The organism is Plantactinospora sp. CNZ320 (assembly GCF_002846275.1).
This window is the reverse complement of the sequence record NZ_PJMP01000001.1, coordinates 784,830-800,548: the sequence shown is the minus strand read 5'-3', so window position 1 is coordinate 800,548 and position 15,719 is coordinate 784,830. Positions and strand designations below refer to the sequence as shown.

The following is a 15,719-nucleotide window of genomic DNA, read 5'->3' as shown; positions in this document are numbered from 1 at the left end:
CTCGACCTCGTCCGGGGCGGACCGCTAACGCAGCTGGCCGCCGCGCAGATCCTCCTCGATCCGCTTCGCGGTGGCGAGCAGTGGCGGCAGCAGTTCCTTGCGGATCACCTCGGAGCTGCCCCGGCTGGCGTGCGCGGAGACGTTCAGCGCGGCGATCACCGCGCCGTCGGCGTCCCGGATCGGTGCCGCCAGCGAGCGCAGCCCCTCCTCCAACTCCTGGTCGACGATCGCGTAGCCCTGGTTGCAGATCCGGTTCAGGATGGTCCGCAACCGCGCCGGGTCGGTGACCGTACGCCGGGTGAGCGGGCGCAACTGCGCGGTGTCGAGGTAGTTGTCGAGCCAGTCGCCCGGCTGGGCGGCCAGCAGTACCCGCCCCATCGAGGTGGCGTACGCCGGGAACCGGGTACCGACGCTTATCGCCACCGTCATGATCCGTTTGGTCGGTACCCGCGCGACGTAGACCACCTCGTCGCCGTCGAGCACCGACATCGAGCAGGACTCGTGTACCTCGGCGACCAGGCTCTCCATGTGCGGCTGGGCGACCTCGGGCAGGCTCAGGCTGGACAGGTAGGCGTAACCGAGTTCGAGGATGCGGGCGCGCAGCGAGAAGAGCCGCCCGTCGGTACGCATGTAGCCCAGCTCGACCAGGGTGAGCAGGAATCGCCGGGCCGCCGCCCGGGTCAGTCCGGTCGCCCGGGCCACCTCGCTGAGTGTCAACTGCGGATGGTCGGCGTCGAAGGCCCGGATGACCGCAAGTCCCCGCTCCAACGACTGGACGAACTCACCGGTCCGGGGCGTCTCCTCGGTCACCCGTCCTCCTGCCGCAGTGTCTCCTGGGCGACCTTGAACGCCCGGTTCGCCGCTGGAACGCCAGCGTAGACGCTCACCTGCAGCAGGACCTCCCGGACCTCCTCGGCGGTGAGTCCGTTGCGCAGTGCCGCCCGGACGTGCATCGCCAGCTCCTCGTCGTGGTGCAGGGTGGCGAGCACCGCGAGGGTGACGCAACTGCGGGTACGCCGGTCCAGTCCCGGCCGGGTCCAGATCTCGCCCCAGGCGTACCTGGTGATCAGGTCCTGGAAGTCCGCCGTGAACTCGTCGGTGCCGCCGACGGCGCGGTCCACGTGCGCGTCGCCGAGCACCTCGCGCCGGACCGCCATGCCGGCAGCGTGCCGCTCCCGGTCATCCATCCGCCGAATCCTTCCACCCGCCCGGCACGGGCCCTCCGCTCCCGACCGGATCGCCGAAGTGTGCGAGAAGCAGCCGGCCGACCCGGTCCGGCTGCTCCACACTGGCCAGGTGGGCGGCGTCGTCGACCACCCGCAGCCCGGCGCCGGGAATCCGCTCGGCCAGCAGCCGGGCGTGTTCGATCGGGATCGCCGGATCGTCCGCGCCCGCGACGACCAGCGTCGGCGCGGTGATCCGGGCCAGGTCGTCGCGCAGGTCCATCCCGGCGATCGCCTCGCAGCAGCCGGCGTACCCCTCCGGGGGTGTGCCGGTCAGCATCGACCGGTGCTCGGCGAGCACCTCCGGCCGGCGCGCCGCGAACCCCCGGGTGAACCACCGTCCGAGCACCGTGTCGGCGACCGCCTCGACCCCGCCGGCCCGGGTGGCGGCGGCCCGGTCCCGCCAGCCCTGGGCCGGCCCGAGCCAGGCCGAGGTGCAGAGCAGCACCAGCCGGTCGATCCGGTCGGGGGCGTTGACGGCCAGCCACATCCCGACCATCCCGCCGAGGGAGAGCCCGGCGTACGAGACCCGGGGCAGGTCGAGATCGTCAAGCAGCCGGAGTACGGCGTACCCGAGATCCGCGATGGTGTACGGGCCGGCCGGCACGTCGGAGTCGCCGTGTCCGAGGTGGTCGTAGCGGACCACCCGCCATCGCCGGGTCAGCACCGGCAACTGCGGCAGCCACATCGCGCCGGAGGTGCCGAGCGAACTGCCGAGCAGCAGCACCGGCGCGTCGGCCGGCCCGTCCACACAGGCGTGCAGTCGGGAGGTCATCTCACCTCCGCCACGTTCCGGTACGCCCCGGACGCCCGGTACTCCGCGAGCGCCCGGTCCACGAAGGTGCCGGCCGAGCCGAGCCAGTTGACCGGATCGAGCACCCGGTCCAGCTCCGGCTCGCCCAGCTGGGCCCGTACCGCCGGGTCGGCCAGCAGCGCGGCCCGGAAGTCCGGTGCGGCGGTCGCCCGGGCCAGCACCTCGTGCGCGTCGGAGCGGCCGAGTGCCGGGGCGAGCCGGGCGGCGACCGCCTCGGCGAGTACCCGACCGCCGAGCGCGTCGAGGTTGTGCCGCATCCGCTCCGGGCGCACCTCGAGCCCGCAGAGCAGCCGGGCGGTGCGGGTGGCCGCCCCGCCGGCCAGCCGGAGCAGGTCGAGCAGCGGTTCCCACTCGGCGTGCCAGCCGCCGGTAGCCCGTTCGTGCTCCTGCACGGCGGCGGCGAAGAGCGTGCCGACCAGATGCGGCCCGCGTCGGGCCGCCGCGCCGAGCAGCACCGAGTCCACCGGGTTGCGCTTGTGCGGCATCGCCGAGGAGCCGCCCCGGCCCGGGCCGCCGCCCTCGGCGACCTCGGCCACCTCGGTCTGGGCGAGCAGTCCGACGTCCAGCCCGACCTTGCCGGCCGCCGCGAGCAGGCTGCCGAGCGCGGCGGCCAGGTCGAGCAGCGGCTGCCGCCGGGTGTGCCAGGGCAGCGCGGGCGCGGCGAGGCCGAGCCGGGCGGCGAACCGGTCGGCCACCTCCGGCCCGGCCGGGCCGAGCGCGGCCAGGGTGCCGACCGCCCCGCCGAGCTGTGCCGGCAGCGCGGCGCGGGCGGCGGCGAACCGGGTCTGGGCGTCCAGCAGGGCGAGCAGCCAGCCGGCGGCCTTCAGCCCGAAGGTGGTGGGTGCGGCGGCCTGACCGAGGGTACGGGCCAGCGTCACGGTGTCCCGGTGCCGCTCGGCGAGCCCGGCGGCGGCGGCGAGTGCGGTGTCGAGTTGGCGCAGCAACGGCTCGCCGGCCCGGACCGCGAGCAGCACCAGCGCGGTGTCCAGCACGTCCTGGCTGGTGGCGCCGTGGTGCACCCAGGGGCGGGCGGCGGCTGGTACCGCCTCGGTGAGCTGGCGGACCAGCGGCACCACCGGGTTGCCTGCGGCGTCGGCCGCCTCGGCGAGCGCGGCGGGGTCGAACCCGTCCGGCCGGCACCGCGCGGCGATCGCCTCGGCGGCCGTCGGCGGCAGCACGCCGCGGTCGGCGCCCGCCTCGGCGAGCGCCCGTTCCACGTCGAGCAGTGCGGTCAGCAGCGCCCGGTCGGTGAGTTCGGCGTCCACCTCGGCAGCACCGGACAACCCGGTGAGCAGCCCGGGGCCGCGCGACGGCACCTGCTCAGACCGCGATCGCGACGGCACCTGCTCAGACCGCGAAGAAGACGGTTTCATCCGGACCCTGCAGGTGGATGTCGAAGCGGAACCCGTCCGGGGCCGGCCGGGCGACCAGGGTGGCGCGGCGGGCCGGGTCGATCGAGCCGAGCACCGGGTCGGCGGCGTTCGACGCCTCCTCGTCCGGGAAGTAGAGCCGGGTGACAAGCCGGTGCAGCAGGCCGCGCGCGAAGATGGACAGGTTCAGGTGCGGTGCCTCGGTCTCGCCGTCCGGGCCGGGCAGGGCGCCGGGCTTGAGAGTACGGATCTCGAATCCGCCGTCGGCGTCGGTGGCGCTGCGACCGAAACCACGGAATCCGGGTACCGCCGGCGGCCGGGCGCCCCGGGGATCGTCCGGATGGTCGAACCGGCCGTCCGGATCCGCCTGCCAGGTCTCCACGAGCGCGTCCGGCACCGCCTCCCCGGCACCGTCGACAACCCGACCACGGATCCAGATCGCCCCGGGGGTCCCGTCCGGCACCACGTCCGGGCCGTCCGGCCAGAGCAGGCCGATGTGCAGGTATGGCCCGACCGTCTGCGCGGGTGTCGAGCCGAGCGGCGGCGCCGGGAGGAGTGCCGCCGTGGCGGCCGGTGGCACGGAGGTGTCGACGGCGGAGCCGGTGCCGAAGGTGGGAGTCAGGTCGGTGTGCTGCTCAGTCATCGTCGTCGCCGTCCTCGAAGGGTGTGGCCTCCCGACCCCGCAGCACCAGGTCGAACTCGAAGCCGAGCGCCCACTCCGGCTCGGTCACCGAGTGGTCGTACCGGGAGATCAGCCGTTCCCGGGCCAGCGGGTCGCGTACGGAGTTGAAGACCGGGTCCTGGAAGAAGAGCGGATCGCCGGGGAAGTACATCTGGGTGACGAGCCGCTGGGTGAACGCCCGACCGAAGAGGGAGAAGTGGATGTGCGCCGGCCGCCAGGCGTTGGGATGGTTCCGCCAGGGATAGGCGCCCGGTTGCACGGTGACGAACCGGTAGTGGCCGGCTGCGTCGGTGAGCGTCCGGCCCACCCCGGTGAAGTTGGGGTCGAGCGGTGCCGGCCAGTTGTCGACCGCGTGCCGGTACCGCCCGGCCGCGTTCGGCTGCCAGATCTCCACCAGGGTGTTCGGTACCGGCCGGCCGTTGCCGTCCAGCACCCGGCCGTGCACGATGATCCGCTGGCCGAGCGGCTCTCCGGCGTGCTGCCGGGTCAGGTCGTGGTCCAGTTCGCCGAGCCGGCCCTCGCCGAGCAGCGGCCCGGTGACCTCGGTCAGCCGCTGCGGCAGCAGGGCCAGCGGCTGCTTCGGGGCGCGCAGGTTGGTGGAGCCGTAGTCGGGAAAGAGCAGCGGCGGATGGGTGTCCGGGTCGTCGTGCCGGTAGCGGGGCAGCACCAGCCGGCCCGGCCCGGCGGCGCCGCCGGTCGCCGGGTCGACGGCCGGCAGGTCCGGGTCGGCGGCCGGCAGGTCCGTTTCGACCATCGACAGGTCCGGGTCGGCGGAACGGGTGCGGTCGGTCGTCATGGCCGTCCTCCGGTCAGGCTTCGAGTACGACGGCCAGGCCCTGGCCGACGCCGATGCAGATGGCGGCGAGGCCGAACCCTCCGCCACGGCGGTGCAGTTGCCAGACGAGCGAGCCGAGGATGCGCGATCCGGACGAGCCGAGCGGGTGACCGAGGGCGATCGCCCCACCCTGCGGGTTCACGATCTCGGGGTCGAGTTCCTTCCACTGCGCCAGGCAGGCCAGCGACTGCGCGGCGAACGCCTCGTTGAGTTCGACCACGGCAAGGTCCGACCAGCCGATACCGGCGCGCCGCAGCGCCTCCTCGGCGGCGCGTACCGGGCCGATCCCGAACAGTTGCGGTTCGATGCCGACCACCGCGCGGGAGACGATCCGGGCCAGCGGGGTCCGGCCGGTCGCCTCGGCACCGGCCCGGTCGGCGAGCAGCAGGGCACTGGCCCCGTCGTTGAGCGGGGAGGAGTTGCCGGCGGTGACGGTGCCGTCGGGCCGGAACACCGGCTTGAGCCGGGCCAGCGCCTCGGTGCTGGTACCCGGTCGCATGCTCTCGTCGGTCTCCAGCTCGGTGCCGGGCAGCACGCTCACCTCGTCGGCGTACGCCCCGGCGGCCCAGGCCTGCGCGGCGAGCCGCTGGCTGCGTACCGCGAAGGCGTCCTGCTCGTCGCGGGAGATCCCGTACCGCTCGGCGAGGATCTCGGTGCACTCGCCGAGCGAGGCGGTCCACTCGGCCGGCATCGCCGGGTTGACCATCCGCCAGCCGAGGGTGGTGGAGTGCAGGGTCTCGTGCCCGCGCGGATAGCCGTTCTCGGGCTTGGGCAGCACCCAGGGTGCCCGGGTCATCGACTCGACGCCACCGGCGACGCAGATCGAGGCGTCGCCGACAGCTATCGCCCGGGCGGCGCCGATCACCGCCTCCAGACCGGAACCGCAGAGCCGGTTCACCGTCGCGCCGGGCACCGTCGGCGGGAGCCCGGCGAGCAGCACCGCCATCCGGGCCACGTCCCGGTTCTCCTCGCCGGCACCGTTGGCGTTGCCGAGCAGCACGTCGTCGATCCGGGCCGGGTCGAGGTCGGGACTGCGCCGGGTCAGCTCGCGCAGTACGTGCGCGGCGAGGTCGTCGGGGCGTACTCCGGCGAGGGCGCCGCCGTACCGGCCGATCGGGGTCCGTACGGCGTCGAGAACGTACACCTCGTTGGTCACCATGTCTCCTTACTGCCGGGGTGGCCGGGTCGGTCCGACGCTACCGGCGGTCGTCGTCATGGTCTCCTCGTGGCGTCCGGTCCACCCGTCGAGGCACGTTCGACATGCGGACTCCCGTGCTTATCACGAACGTAATCCCCGCCCTCGGATCCGTCAACGAGGCCTCGGCACCGCTCGGCGCAGCGCTCCGCGCGGTCGCGGAGAAGTTGCGGAGCGCCGGTTGACGTGAACTCGGTCACTGTGCCAACGTTCCAAATGAGAACATTCGTTCGGCTAGCGACCACACCCACCCCTCACGGCTCCTCCGCCGAGCCGCCCATCCCGGTCCCGACAGGACCGATGCACCCCCGGTCCCGTCAGGGCCGCCGGACGCCGGGAGACCCGATGCGCCGTCTCGCCGCCACCACCACCGTCGTTGCCGCCCTCCTCGCCGTCGCCGCCTGCGGTTCCTCCGACGACTCCGCCGGGACCGGCTCCGGCGAAGTGGACCGGGTGAAGGTCGGCGCCATCCCGATCGTCGACGTCGCCCCGCTGCACCTGGGCATCGCGAAGGGCTTCTTCAAGGAGCAGAACATCGAGGTCGAGGTGATCAACACCACCGGCGGCTCCATCGCGGTGACCGGCGTGGTCAGTGGCCAGTTCGACTTCGCCTTCGGCAACGTCGTCTCGCTGATCACCGCCCGCTCGCAGAAGATCCCGGTCAAGGCGATCACGGTGGGCAACTCCTCCACCGGCAAGCCCGGCGCGGACTTCGGCGGCGTCGTGGTGCCACCGGACAGCCCGATCACCGACGCCGCCGGCCTGGCCGGCAAGAACATCGCGATAAACAACCTGAACAACATCACCGACACCACCACCCGGGCCTCGGTCCGCAAGGCCGGCGGCGACCCGTCGAACATCAGGTGGACCGAGCTGCCCTTCCCGGAGATGCCGGCGGCGGTGCTGGGCAAGCGGGTCGACGCGGCAATGGTCGTCGAACCCTTCTTCACCATCGCGCAGAACCAGGGCGCCCGGGTCGTGGCCTACAACTTCGCCGAGGCCATCCCGAACATGACTGTGGCGGCCTACTTCTCCACCGAGCAGACCATCAACCGGAAGGCCGACCTGACCGGGCGGTTCAAGGCCGCGATGGACACCTCGCTGAAGTACGCCCAGGAGCACCCGGACGAGGCCCGCCAGGTGCTCCAGACGTACACGAAAATCGAGCCGGCGGTGGCCGCGAAGATCACCCTGCCGGCCTGGCCCGCCGAGATCAACCGCGAGTCGGTGCAGACCCTGGCGGACCTGATGCTCACCGACGGGCTGATCAAGGAGAAGGTCGACGTCTCGGAACTGCTCCCGTGACCCGAGCCGCCACCGTGCCACCGCCCGCCGCGACCGCACCGGCCCCGGCCGACCGGTCCGGCGGGACAGGCCGGCCGCGCGGCGACACCGCCCTGCTCGGGCTGCTCGGCTTCGCCGCGTTCCTGCTGGTGCTGGAGCTGGTGCCGAGGCTCGGCCTGGTCTCGGCGGACTACCTCCCACCGACCAGCCGGATCGCTGTCGCCCTCGGCGAACTCCTCGGCGAGGCCACGTTCTGGACGGCGGTCACCGACACGCTGCGCGGCTGGTTCCTCGGCCTGGCCATCGCGGTCGCCCTCGGCGTGCTGGTCGGCTTCGTCCTCGGCACCGTACCGGTGCTGCGCGAGTTCACCGCCTCGACCGTGGAGTTCCTCCGGCCGATCCCCTCGGTCGCGCTGATCCCGCTCGCCGTGCTGCTCTTCGGCACCGACCTGCGCTCCGTACTGCTCCTGGTGGTCTACGCCGCGTTCTGGCAGGTGCTCGTCCAGGTGCTCTACGGGGTACGGGACGTCGACCCGGTGGCCCGGGACACCGCGTACACCTTCGGGCTGGGCCGGTGGGCCCGGATCCGGCACCTGCTCTGGCCGACCGCCCTGCCGTACCTGCTGACCGGGGTACGCCTCGCCGCCGCGGTGGCGCTGATCCTGGCGATCACCGCCGAGCTGATCGTCGGCGCTCCGGGGTTGGGTAACGAGATCAACCAGGCCCAGTCCGGCGGTGCGGTCGAGACGATGTACGCCCTGATCATCGTCACCGGCCTGCTCGGGGTGGCGGTGAACCTACTGGCCCGGCGCCTCGAACGCGCGGTGCTCTCCTGGCACCCCTCGGTACGCGGCGAGGGAGCCCGGTGAGCGCTGACCTGCTCCACCGGCCGGGGTCGAGCCGGGGGCGCCGGATCGGGGCGGCCGTCGGCCGGGCGCTGTGGTGGATCCTCGCCATCTTCGGCCTGCCGTTCGGGTTGCTCGCCCTCTGGTGGGTGCTCTCCGCCGACAGCGAGACCTTCTACCTGCCGCCGCTGTCGGAGATCCTGGCCAGCTTCGACGACGTCTGGCTGCACAGCGACCGGCTCCGCGCCGACGTGCTGCCGAGCCTGCTGCGGCTGGCCGCCGGGTTCCTGCTCGCGGTCGTCGTCGGCGTCGGGCTCGGCGTCCTGATCGGATCCTTCCGGCGGGTCCGCGCGTTCTGTGAACCGGTGCTGGAGTTCCTCCGGGCCATCCCGCCACCGGTGCTGGTGCCGGTGCTGATGCTATTCACCGGCTTCGGCAACACCATGAAGGTTCTCGTGGTGCTCTCCGGCTGCGTCTGGCCGATCCTGCTCAACACGGTCGAGGGGGTACGGGCGGTCGACGAGGTGCTGGCCGAGACCTGCCGCTGCTACGGCATCCGTGGCCCGGCCCGGCTGTGGCACCTGGTGGTCCGGTCCGCCTCCCCGCAGATCGTCACCGGCCTGCGCCAGGCCCTCTCGGTGGGCATCATCCTCATGGTGATCAGCGAGATGTTCGCCGCGAACAACGGGCTGGGTTTCACCATCATCCAGTTCCAGCGGAACTTCGCGGTCACCGACATGTGGACCGGAATCCTGCTGCTCGGTCTGCTCGGCTTCCTGCTCGCCATGCTGCTGCGGCTCTTCGAGCGGTCGGCCCTGCGCTGGTACCTCGGCCTGCGGCACTCACAACGAGACGATGGGCATCGATGACTTCGACAGATCAGCCCCAGGGCGGCACCGCGGCACTGCTCGACGTGCGCGGACTGCGCAAGGTCTACAGCGGACGCGGGCGCTCGGTCGAGGCGGTCCGCGATCTCACCTTCTCGGTCGGTGCCGGCGAACTCGTCTGCGTGGTCGGCCCCTCCGGCGCCGGCAAGACCACACTGCTCAAGTGCATCGCCGGACTGCTCCCACCGACCTCCGGCGAACTGGTCCTGGAGGGCGCGCCGGTGCAGGGTCCGTCGCCGGGCATGGCGGTGGTCTTCCAGGAGTACGGGCGCAGCCTCTTCCCGTGGATGACGGTGCAGCGCAACGTGGAGCTGCCGCTGAAGCAGAAGAAGAACCTGAGCCGGTCCCGCCGCCGGGAACTCGTGCACGACGCGCTCGCCGCCGTCGGCCTCGGCGACGTGCCGGGGGCCTATCCGTGGCAGCTCTCCGGCGGCATGCAGCAGCGGGTGGCGCTGGCCCGCGCGGTCGCGTACGAGCCACACATCCTGCTGATGGACGAGCCGTTCGCGGCGGTCGACGCGCAGACCCGGGCCGACCTGGAGGACCTGGTCCGGTCGCTGTGGCAGCGGCTCGGCGTGACGATCCTCTTCGTCACGCACGACATCGACGAGGCGGTCTACCTCGGCCAGCGGGTGCTGGTGCTCTCCGGGTCGCCGACCGTGGTCCTCGACGACGTGGCGATCGACCTGCCGGCCGAACGGGACCAGCTCGGCACCCGGTCCTCGGCCCGCTTCGCCGAACTGCGGGCCCAGGTGTTCGGCCAGATCCAGCGGGCCAAGAGCGGCCAGCGCACCGGCACCGAACCCGGCGCCGACACCGAACCCGGCACCGGCAACGGGTTCGGGTCCGAGGACGGCGAGGCGCCGGCACGCCAGCCCAGTGACGCGGGAACCCGATGACGGTCCGGGACGCCACGTGGGCGGTGCTGCGCGGGTACGGCGTGGACCGGATCTTCGGCAACCCGGGCTCGACCGAACTGGCGTTCCTCACCGACCTCCCCGACGACCTGGAATTCGTACTCGCCCTGCACGAGGGTTCGGTGGTCGGGATGGCCACCGGATACGCGCTGGCCACCGGGCGGCCGGCGGTGGTGAACCTGCACACCACGGCCGGACTCGGCAACGCGGTCGGGGCACTCGCCACCGCCCGGGTCAACCGGGCCCCGCTGGTGGTGATCGTCGGGCAGCAGGACCGCCGGCACCTCGCCGCCGAGCCGTTCCTGGCCGGCCGGCTCGACCAGCTCGCCGGGCCGTACCCGGTGTGGGTGGAGCAGCCGGTGCTGGCCCAGGACGTGCCGGCGGCGGTACGCCGGGCCTGGCACGAGGCCACCCTGCGCGCCGGCCCGGCCGTGGTGGTGGTGCCGATGGACGACTGGACCGCCGAGGTCGACCCGTCGCTCGGCCGGGCCGCACCGGAGCGGGTCGGCGCGCCGGTGCTCGCACCCGGCCCTGCGCTCGACGAGCTGGCCCGGCTCGTCGACGCGGCCACCGCCCCGGTGCTGGTGGTCGGCGCCGGAGCCGACGACCGGGCCACCTGGGACGCGCTTACCACCCTGGCCGACCGGATCGGCGCACCGGTCTGGCAGGAGGCGTTCGGCGCCCGGGCCGGGTTCCCGCAGCACCATCCCCGGTTCGCCGGTCACCTGCCGGCGGCCCGGTCCCGGCTGCGCGGCACGCTGGGCGGGCACGACCTGGCCCTGGTGGTCGGCACCGCCGCCTTCCGGCAGTACGTCTACGAGCCCGGCCCGCTGCTGCCGGCCGGCCTGACCGTCGCGGTGGTCTCGGCCGACCCGGCGGAGCTGCACCGCAGCGAGGCGGAGTTGGCGGTACTGGCCGACCCGGCCAGCTGCGTCAGCCAGCTCGCCGCCCGGGTGACGCCACGGCACCGTCCCGCCCCGGACCGTCCGACCCCGATCGCGGTGCCGCCACCCGGTCCCGGCGAGCCGCTGCGGGCGACACACGTCTTCGCCGCGCTGGCCGAGCGGTTGCCGGCCGACGTCGTACTCGTCGAGGAGACCCCGTCCACCCGGCCGGACCTGCACCGGATGCTGCCGGTCCGGCAACCGCGCGGCTTCGTCAGCGCGGCGATGGGCGGCCTCGGTTTCGGGCTGCCCGCCGCGGCCGGACTGCGACTCGGCGACCCGACCCGGCCGGTGGTGGCGATTCTCGGCGACGGCTCGGCGCTCTACGCCGTCCAGGGACTGTGGAGCGCCGCCCGGTACGGCTGCGGTGTGCTCTACGTCGTCCTGGCCAACGGCCGGTACGCGGTGCTGGACCGGCTCGCCGAGCAGTACGGCGGCAAGCCACCCTGGCCCGCCTTCGACGAGGTGGACGTGCACGGGCTGGCCCGGTCGTTCGGCTGCCCCGCCCGACGGATCCGGAGCCACCCGGAACTGCACACCACGCTCGACGAGGTGCTCCCGGGCCTCGCCGGGCGGACCGAACCGCTGCTGCTCGACGTCGCCGTCAGCCCGGAGCCGCACTTCGCGCCGTGACCCGCTCCGCATCGGGCGCGGCGGCGCACCGCCACCACCCACCCCAAGGAGGTTTCCGTGACTCTTCTCGACTCGGCCGACTGGCACGGCAGGATATTCAGCGACGGATGGGTCCGGGCCGACGGCGGTGACGCGGCCGTACGGGAACCGGCCACCGGCGAGGAGATCGGCCGTACCGGGATCGCCAACGCCGCCGACGTGGCCCGGGCCGCCGCCCGCGCCGCCCAGGCCCAGCGCGACTGGGCCGCAACCTCCTATCTGGAGCGGGCCGCCGTGCTGCGCCGGGCCGGACGGTTGTTCGAGGAGCACGCCGTCGAGATCGGTGACTGGATCGTCCGGGAGACCGGTTCGGTGCCGCCGAAGGCGACCCTGGAGACGGACACCGCCGCGCAGGAGTGCTACGAGGCGGCAGCGCTCGCCTCGCACCCGCTCGGCGAGATCATCCAGAGTGCACAGCCCCGGCTGAGCCTGGCCCGCCGGCTTCCGGTCGGGGTGGTCGGGGTGATCTCCCCGTTCAACGTGCCGGTGATCCTCGGGGTTCGCTCGGTCGCCCCGGCACTGGCCCTGGGCAACGCGGTGGTGCTCAAGCCCGATCCGCGGACCGCCGTCGCCGGTGGCGTCGCGGTCGCCCGGATCTTCGAGGAGGCCGGGCTGCCGCCGGGGGTGCTGCACGTGCTGCCGGGCGGGCCGGAGGCGGGTGAGGGGCTGGTCGCCGACCCGCACGTACGGCTGATCAGCTTCACCGGCTCCACGTCGGCCGGCCGGCAGGTCGGGCAGGCCGCCGCCCGGCACCTCAAGCGGGTACTGCTGGAACTCGGCGGCAACTCGGCACTCGTGGTCCTCGACGACGCCGACCTGGATCTGGCGGTCTCCGCCGGTGCCTGGGGTTCGTTCCTGCACCAGGGGCAGATCTGCATGACCACCGGCCGGCACCTGGTGCACGAGTCGCTGGCCGACGACTACGTCGCGCGGTTGGCCGAGAAGGCCGCCCACCTGCCGGTCGGCAACCCGGCCCGGGAGCAGGTGGCGCTCGGCCCGATCATCGACGAGCGACAGCGCGACAAGATCCACTCCCTGGTCACCGACAGCGTGGACACCGGGGCGACCCTGGTGACCGGCGGGACCTACGAGAACCTCTTCTACCGGCCGACGGTGCTCGCCGACGTCACCCCGGCCACCCCGGCGTACGCGCACGAGGTCTTCGGCCCGGTCGCCCCGGTACTGCGCTTCGGTGACCTGGACGAGGCCGCCAAGCTCGCCGCCGACAGCGAGTACGGCCTCTCGCTCGGCATCCTGAGCCGGGACGTGATGAAGGCACTGGCCTTCGCCGAGCGGGTGCCGAGCGGCATCGTGCACATCAACGACCAGACGGTCAGCGACGAGGCGGTCGCTCCGTTCGGTGGGGTGGCCGCCTCCGGCAACGGCCCCCGGCTGGGCGGGACGGCGGCCAACCTCGCCGCGTTCACCGAGACGCAGTGGGTGACCGTGCAGGGCGACATCACGAGGTACCCCTTCTGAACCGCGAGCCACCGGTCCCGACCGCCCGGACCGCCGGATCGGGCAGCGACGCCGGCTCGGCTGCCCCGGACGGCGGGCCGGGCAGCGACCAGCGCCCGGCGGCTCCGGGCAGCGACCCGGGTCCGGCTGCTTCGGACGGCGGGCCGGGCGGCGCCCCGGGTCCGGCGGCTCCGGACGGCGGCGGGCGGTTCGGGGTGCCCCGGGGCGGCTGGCTGACCCTGCTCGGGCTGGTGCTGCTGGCCCTGAACCTGCGGGTGGCGATCACGGCGGTTCCGCCGCTGCTGCTCGAGCTACAGGTCGACCTCGACCTGGGCCGGAGCGCCGCCGGGCTGCTCACCGCGCTGCCGGTGCTCTGCTTCGGGCTGCTCTCCCCGTTCGCCGCGCTGCTGGGCCGCCGGATCGGCATCGAGTGGGCGCTGCTCGCCGCGATGCTCGGCATCCTGCTGGGCAGCCTGACCCGGACCCTGCCGCACACGGGTTGGCTGCTGCTCGGCACCGTGATCATCGGCGCCGGGATCACCGTCGGCAACGTGCTGGTGCCGAGCGCCGTCAAACAGCACTTCCCGGGCCGGCCGGGCCTGGCGACCGGGTTGAGTACCGCCGCGCTGGCCACCGGCGCGACGGTGGCGGCGGCGGTGAGCGCACCGCTGGCGTACGCGCTGGGGTTGGGTTGGCGGGGTTCCCTGCTGGCACTCGGCGCGTTCGCCGGGGTCGCGGCGCTCGGCTGGCTCCCCCAGGTGCGCCGCCGACACATCGCACCGGCCACGGAGCCCCGGCAGCCGACCCGCCGCGTCCTGCGCTCGCCGGTCACCTGGCAGGTCGCCGTCTTCATGGGTACCCAGTCGATGCTCTACTACGCGATCCTCACCTGGCTGCCGAGCCTGCTGCGGGACCAGGGCGTCGAGCCGACCCGGGCGGGCGCGGCACTGGCGTTGTTCAACCTGCTCGGGATCGGCACCGCGCTCGTGGTGCCGACGCTGGCGGTCCGCCGGGCCGACCAGCGCGGGCTGGCGCTTGTGGTCTGCGCCGGCTGGGCGGCCGGAGTGCTCGGTCTGCTGGCCCTGCCCTCCTGGTATCTACTGTGGACAGTGTTGGTCGGGCTCGCCCAGGGCGCCGCGCTCAGTCTCACCCTGATCCTGCTGGTGCTCCGGGCCCGCACCCCCGGGTCGGCCCGGCAGCTCTCCGGCGCGGTGCAGTCGATCGGCTATCTGCTCAGCGCCTCCGGGCCGGTGCTGGTCGGTGCACTCCGGGACGCGAGTGCCGGCTGGAGGCTGCCGCTCGCAGCCCTGCTCGGGGTGACGGCGGTGATGACGGTGAGCGCGCTGGGCGCGGGCCGGGACCGGCAGGTGTGACCTGCCACCGGTGGTTCGGGAAGTCACGAGAGGTCAGGAGTGAAGGATGCGTACCCAGGTCGGGATCGTCGGCGCGGGGCCGGCGGGTCTGCTGCTGTCGCACCTGCTGCACCGGGCCGGCATCGAGTCGGTGGTGCTGGAGTGCCGCAGCCGGGAGTACGTCGAGCACCGGGTCCGGGCCGGTGTGCTGGAACAGGGCTCGGTCGACCTGCTCCGCGGCTGTGGGCTCGGTGAACGGCTGGACCGGGAAGGGCTGCGGCACACCGGCATCGAGCTGCGCTTCGGCGGTGCCGCGCACCGGATCCCGATGACCGAGCTGACCGGCCGGGCAATCACTGTCTACGGCCAGCAGGAGGTGGTGAAGGATCTGATCGCGGCCCGTACCGCTGCCGGGGGCGACCTCCGGTTCGAGGTCGCCGACGTACGCCTCGACGGGCTCGACTCCGACTCGCCGGTGATCCGGTTCCGGCACCAGGGCCGGGAGGAGGAACTGCACTGCGACTTCGTCGCCGGCTGCGACGGCTCGCACGGGGTGAGCCGGCCGAGTGTGCCGGCCGGCGAGCTGACCGAGTACGACCGGAGTTATCCGTTCGCCTGGCTCGGGGTACTCGCCGCGGCGGCCCCGGCGACCGACGAGCTGATCTACGCCCACCACGACCGGGGATTCGCCCTGCACAGCATGCGCTCCCCGGAGATCTCCCGGCTCTATCTCCAGGTCGATCCGGAGACCGATCTGGCGGAGTGGCCCGACGAGCGGATCTGGGCCGAACTGCGCACCCGGTTGGAGACGGTTCCAGGGTGGACGCTCAACACCGGGCCGATCCTGGAGAAGAGCGTCACCGGAATGCGGAGCCTTGTGGTGGAGCCGATGCGGTGGCGGCGGCTCTTCCTGGCCGGCGACGCGGTGCACATCGTGCCGCCGACCGGCGCCAAGGGGATGAACCTGGCGCTGGCCGACGTCACGCTGCTCGGCGACGCATTCGCCGCCTGGTACCACGAGGGGCGGGACGACCTGCTGGACGGCTACTCCGACACCGCCCTGCGTCGGGTCTGGCGCGCCCAGCACTTCTCCTGGTGGATGACCTCGCTGCTGCACCGGCTGCGCACCGACGACCCGTACGAGGCGAGGTTGCAGCTCTCGACGCTGCGCTACCTCGCCTCGTCCCGGGCGTACGCGACCAGCCTGGCGGAGAACTACGTTGGTCTTCCCCAGGTCTGAT

At 73.3% G+C, this 15,719-nt stretch carries 15 protein-coding genes; 8 read left to right on the top strand and 7 right to left on the bottom strand.

Annotated elements, in window-relative coordinates:
* Positions 1-24 precede the first annotated feature (24 nt).
* From CLT71_RS03370 to CLT71_RS03340, 7 genes are read right to left on the bottom strand one after another with little or no spacing between them, the layout of a single operon-like run.
* Positions 25-810 carry an IclR family transcriptional regulator gene (locus tag CLT71_RS03370; RefSeq protein WP_101365801.1) on the bottom strand — a complete coding sequence of 262 codons (786 nt, stop codon included), beginning with the start codon at positions 808-810 and terminating at the stop codon, positions 25-27.
* A complete protein-coding gene (gene pcaC / locus CLT71_RS03365; protein ID WP_101365800.1) occupies positions 807-1,187 on the bottom strand; it encodes a 4-carboxymuconolactone decarboxylase in 381 nt (126 codons plus the stop codon). Before pcaC ends, CLT71_RS03370 begins: the two co-directional genes overlap by 4 nt.
* The gene (gene pcaD, locus CLT71_RS03360; RefSeq protein WP_101365799.1) at positions 1,180-1,998 is read right to left on the bottom strand and encodes a 3-oxoadipate enol-lactonase; all 819 of its coding nucleotides are present in this window, start codon (positions 1,996-1,998) and stop codon (positions 1,180-1,182) included. The genes pcaC and pcaD overlap by 8 nt, the downstream gene beginning before the upstream one ends.
* Positions 1,995-3,353, bottom strand: coding sequence for a class-II fumarase/aspartase family protein (gene pcaB, locus CLT71_RS03355; protein ID WP_486483023.1), 1,359 nt, complete (start codon positions 3,351-3,353; stop codon positions 1,995-1,997). The genes pcaD and pcaB overlap by 4 nt, the downstream gene beginning before the upstream one ends.
* A 31-nt stretch (positions 3,354-3,384) precedes the next feature.
* On the bottom strand, positions 3,385-4,050 hold the full coding sequence (gene pcaG / locus CLT71_RS03350; RefSeq protein WP_101365797.1) for a protocatechuate 3,4-dioxygenase subunit alpha: 666 nt from the start codon (positions 4,048-4,050) through the stop codon (positions 3,385-3,387).
* Positions 4,043-4,885, bottom strand: coding sequence for a protocatechuate 3,4-dioxygenase subunit beta (gene pcaH, locus CLT71_RS03345; RefSeq protein ID WP_486483022.1), 843 nt, complete (start codon positions 4,883-4,885; stop codon positions 4,043-4,045). Before pcaH ends, pcaG begins: the two co-directional genes overlap by 8 nt.
* Before the next feature lie 13 nt (positions 4,886-4,898).
* Positions 4,899-6,080, bottom strand: coding sequence for a thiolase family protein (locus CLT71_RS03340; RefSeq protein WP_486483021.1), 1,182 nt, complete (start codon positions 6,078-6,080; stop codon positions 4,899-4,901).
* Between the two features lie 384 nt (positions 6,081-6,464).
* On the opposite strand from CLT71_RS03340, the gene CLT71_RS03335 reads away from it, so the two are divergent.
* Genes CLT71_RS03335 through CLT71_RS03300 form a run of 8 tightly spaced genes read left to right on the top strand, consistent with a single transcriptional unit; the run spans position 6,465 to position 15,718 of the window.
* Positions 6,465-7,424 carry an ABC transporter substrate-binding protein gene (locus tag CLT71_RS03335; protein WP_101365795.1) on the top strand — a complete coding sequence of 320 codons (960 nt, stop codon included), beginning with the start codon at positions 6,465-6,467 and terminating at the stop codon, positions 7,422-7,424.
* Positions 7,421-8,272: an ABC transporter permease gene (locus tag CLT71_RS03330; protein ID WP_486483020.1), complete on the top strand. Its 852-nt coding sequence runs from the start codon at positions 7,421-7,423 to the stop codon at positions 8,270-8,272. The genes CLT71_RS03335 and CLT71_RS03330 overlap by 4 nt, the downstream gene beginning before the upstream one ends.
* A complete protein-coding gene (locus CLT71_RS03325) occupies positions 8,269-9,117 on the top strand; it encodes an ABC transporter permease (protein WP_486483019.1) in 849 nt (282 codons plus the stop codon). Before CLT71_RS03330 ends, CLT71_RS03325 begins: the two co-directional genes overlap by 4 nt.
* Positions 9,114-10,034 carry an ABC transporter ATP-binding protein gene (locus tag CLT71_RS03320; protein WP_101365794.1) on the top strand — a complete coding sequence of 307 codons (921 nt, stop codon included), beginning with the start codon at positions 9,114-9,116 and terminating at the stop codon, positions 10,032-10,034. The genes CLT71_RS03325 and CLT71_RS03320 overlap by 4 nt, the downstream gene beginning before the upstream one ends.
* The gene (locus tag CLT71_RS03315) at positions 10,031-11,629 is read left to right on the top strand and encodes a thiamine pyrophosphate-binding protein (RefSeq protein WP_101365793.1); all 1,599 of its coding nucleotides are present in this window, start codon (positions 10,031-10,033) and stop codon (positions 11,627-11,629) included. The genes CLT71_RS03320 and CLT71_RS03315 overlap by 4 nt, the downstream gene beginning before the upstream one ends.
* 57 nt (positions 11,630-11,686) lie before the next feature.
* Positions 11,687-13,147: a benzaldehyde dehydrogenase gene (locus CLT71_RS03310; protein WP_101365792.1), complete on the top strand. Its 1,461-nt coding sequence runs from the start codon at positions 11,687-11,689 to the stop codon at positions 13,145-13,147.
* On the top strand, positions 13,105-14,499 hold the full coding sequence (locus CLT71_RS03305; protein WP_101365791.1) for a CynX/NimT family MFS transporter: 1,395 nt from the start codon (positions 13,105-13,107) through the stop codon (positions 14,497-14,499). The genes CLT71_RS03310 and CLT71_RS03305 overlap by 43 nt, the downstream gene beginning before the upstream one ends.
* Before the next feature lie 46 nt (positions 14,500-14,545).
* Positions 14,546-15,718, top strand: a complete 1,173-nt coding sequence (locus tag CLT71_RS03300; RefSeq protein WP_101365790.1) for a 4-hydroxybenzoate 3-monooxygenase — start codon at positions 14,546-14,548, stop codon at positions 15,716-15,718.
* Position 15,719 lies beyond the last annotated feature (1 nt).

Coding starts and splice junctions, on each gene's coding strand:
- pcaH (WP_486483022.1), bottom strand. CDS start 4,885: ATGACGACCGACCGCACCCGTTCCGCCGACCCGGACCTGTCGATGGTC.
- CLT71_RS03315 (WP_101365793.1), top strand. CDS start 10,031: ATGACGGTCCGGGACGCCACGTGGGCGGTGCTGCGCGGGTACGGCGTG.
- pcaD (WP_101365799.1), bottom strand. CDS start 1,998: ATGACCTCCCGACTGCACGCCTGTGTGGACGGGCCGGCCGACGCGCCG.
- CLT71_RS03300 (WP_101365790.1), top strand. CDS start 14,546: ATGCGTACCCAGGTCGGGATCGTCGGCGCGGGGCCGGCGGGTCTGCTG.
- pcaC (WP_101365800.1), bottom strand. CDS start 1,187: ATGGATGACCGGGAGCGGCACGCTGCCGGCATGGCGGTCCGGCGCGAG.
- CLT71_RS03320 (WP_101365794.1), top strand. CDS start 9,114: ATGACTTCGACAGATCAGCCCCAGGGCGGCACCGCGGCACTGCTCGAC.
- CLT71_RS03335 (WP_101365795.1), top strand. CDS start 6,465: ATGCGCCGTCTCGCCGCCACCACCACCGTCGTTGCCGCCCTCCTCGCC.
- pcaG (WP_101365797.1), bottom strand. CDS start 4,050: ATGACTGAGCAGCACACCGACCTGACTCCCACCTTCGGCACCGGCTCC.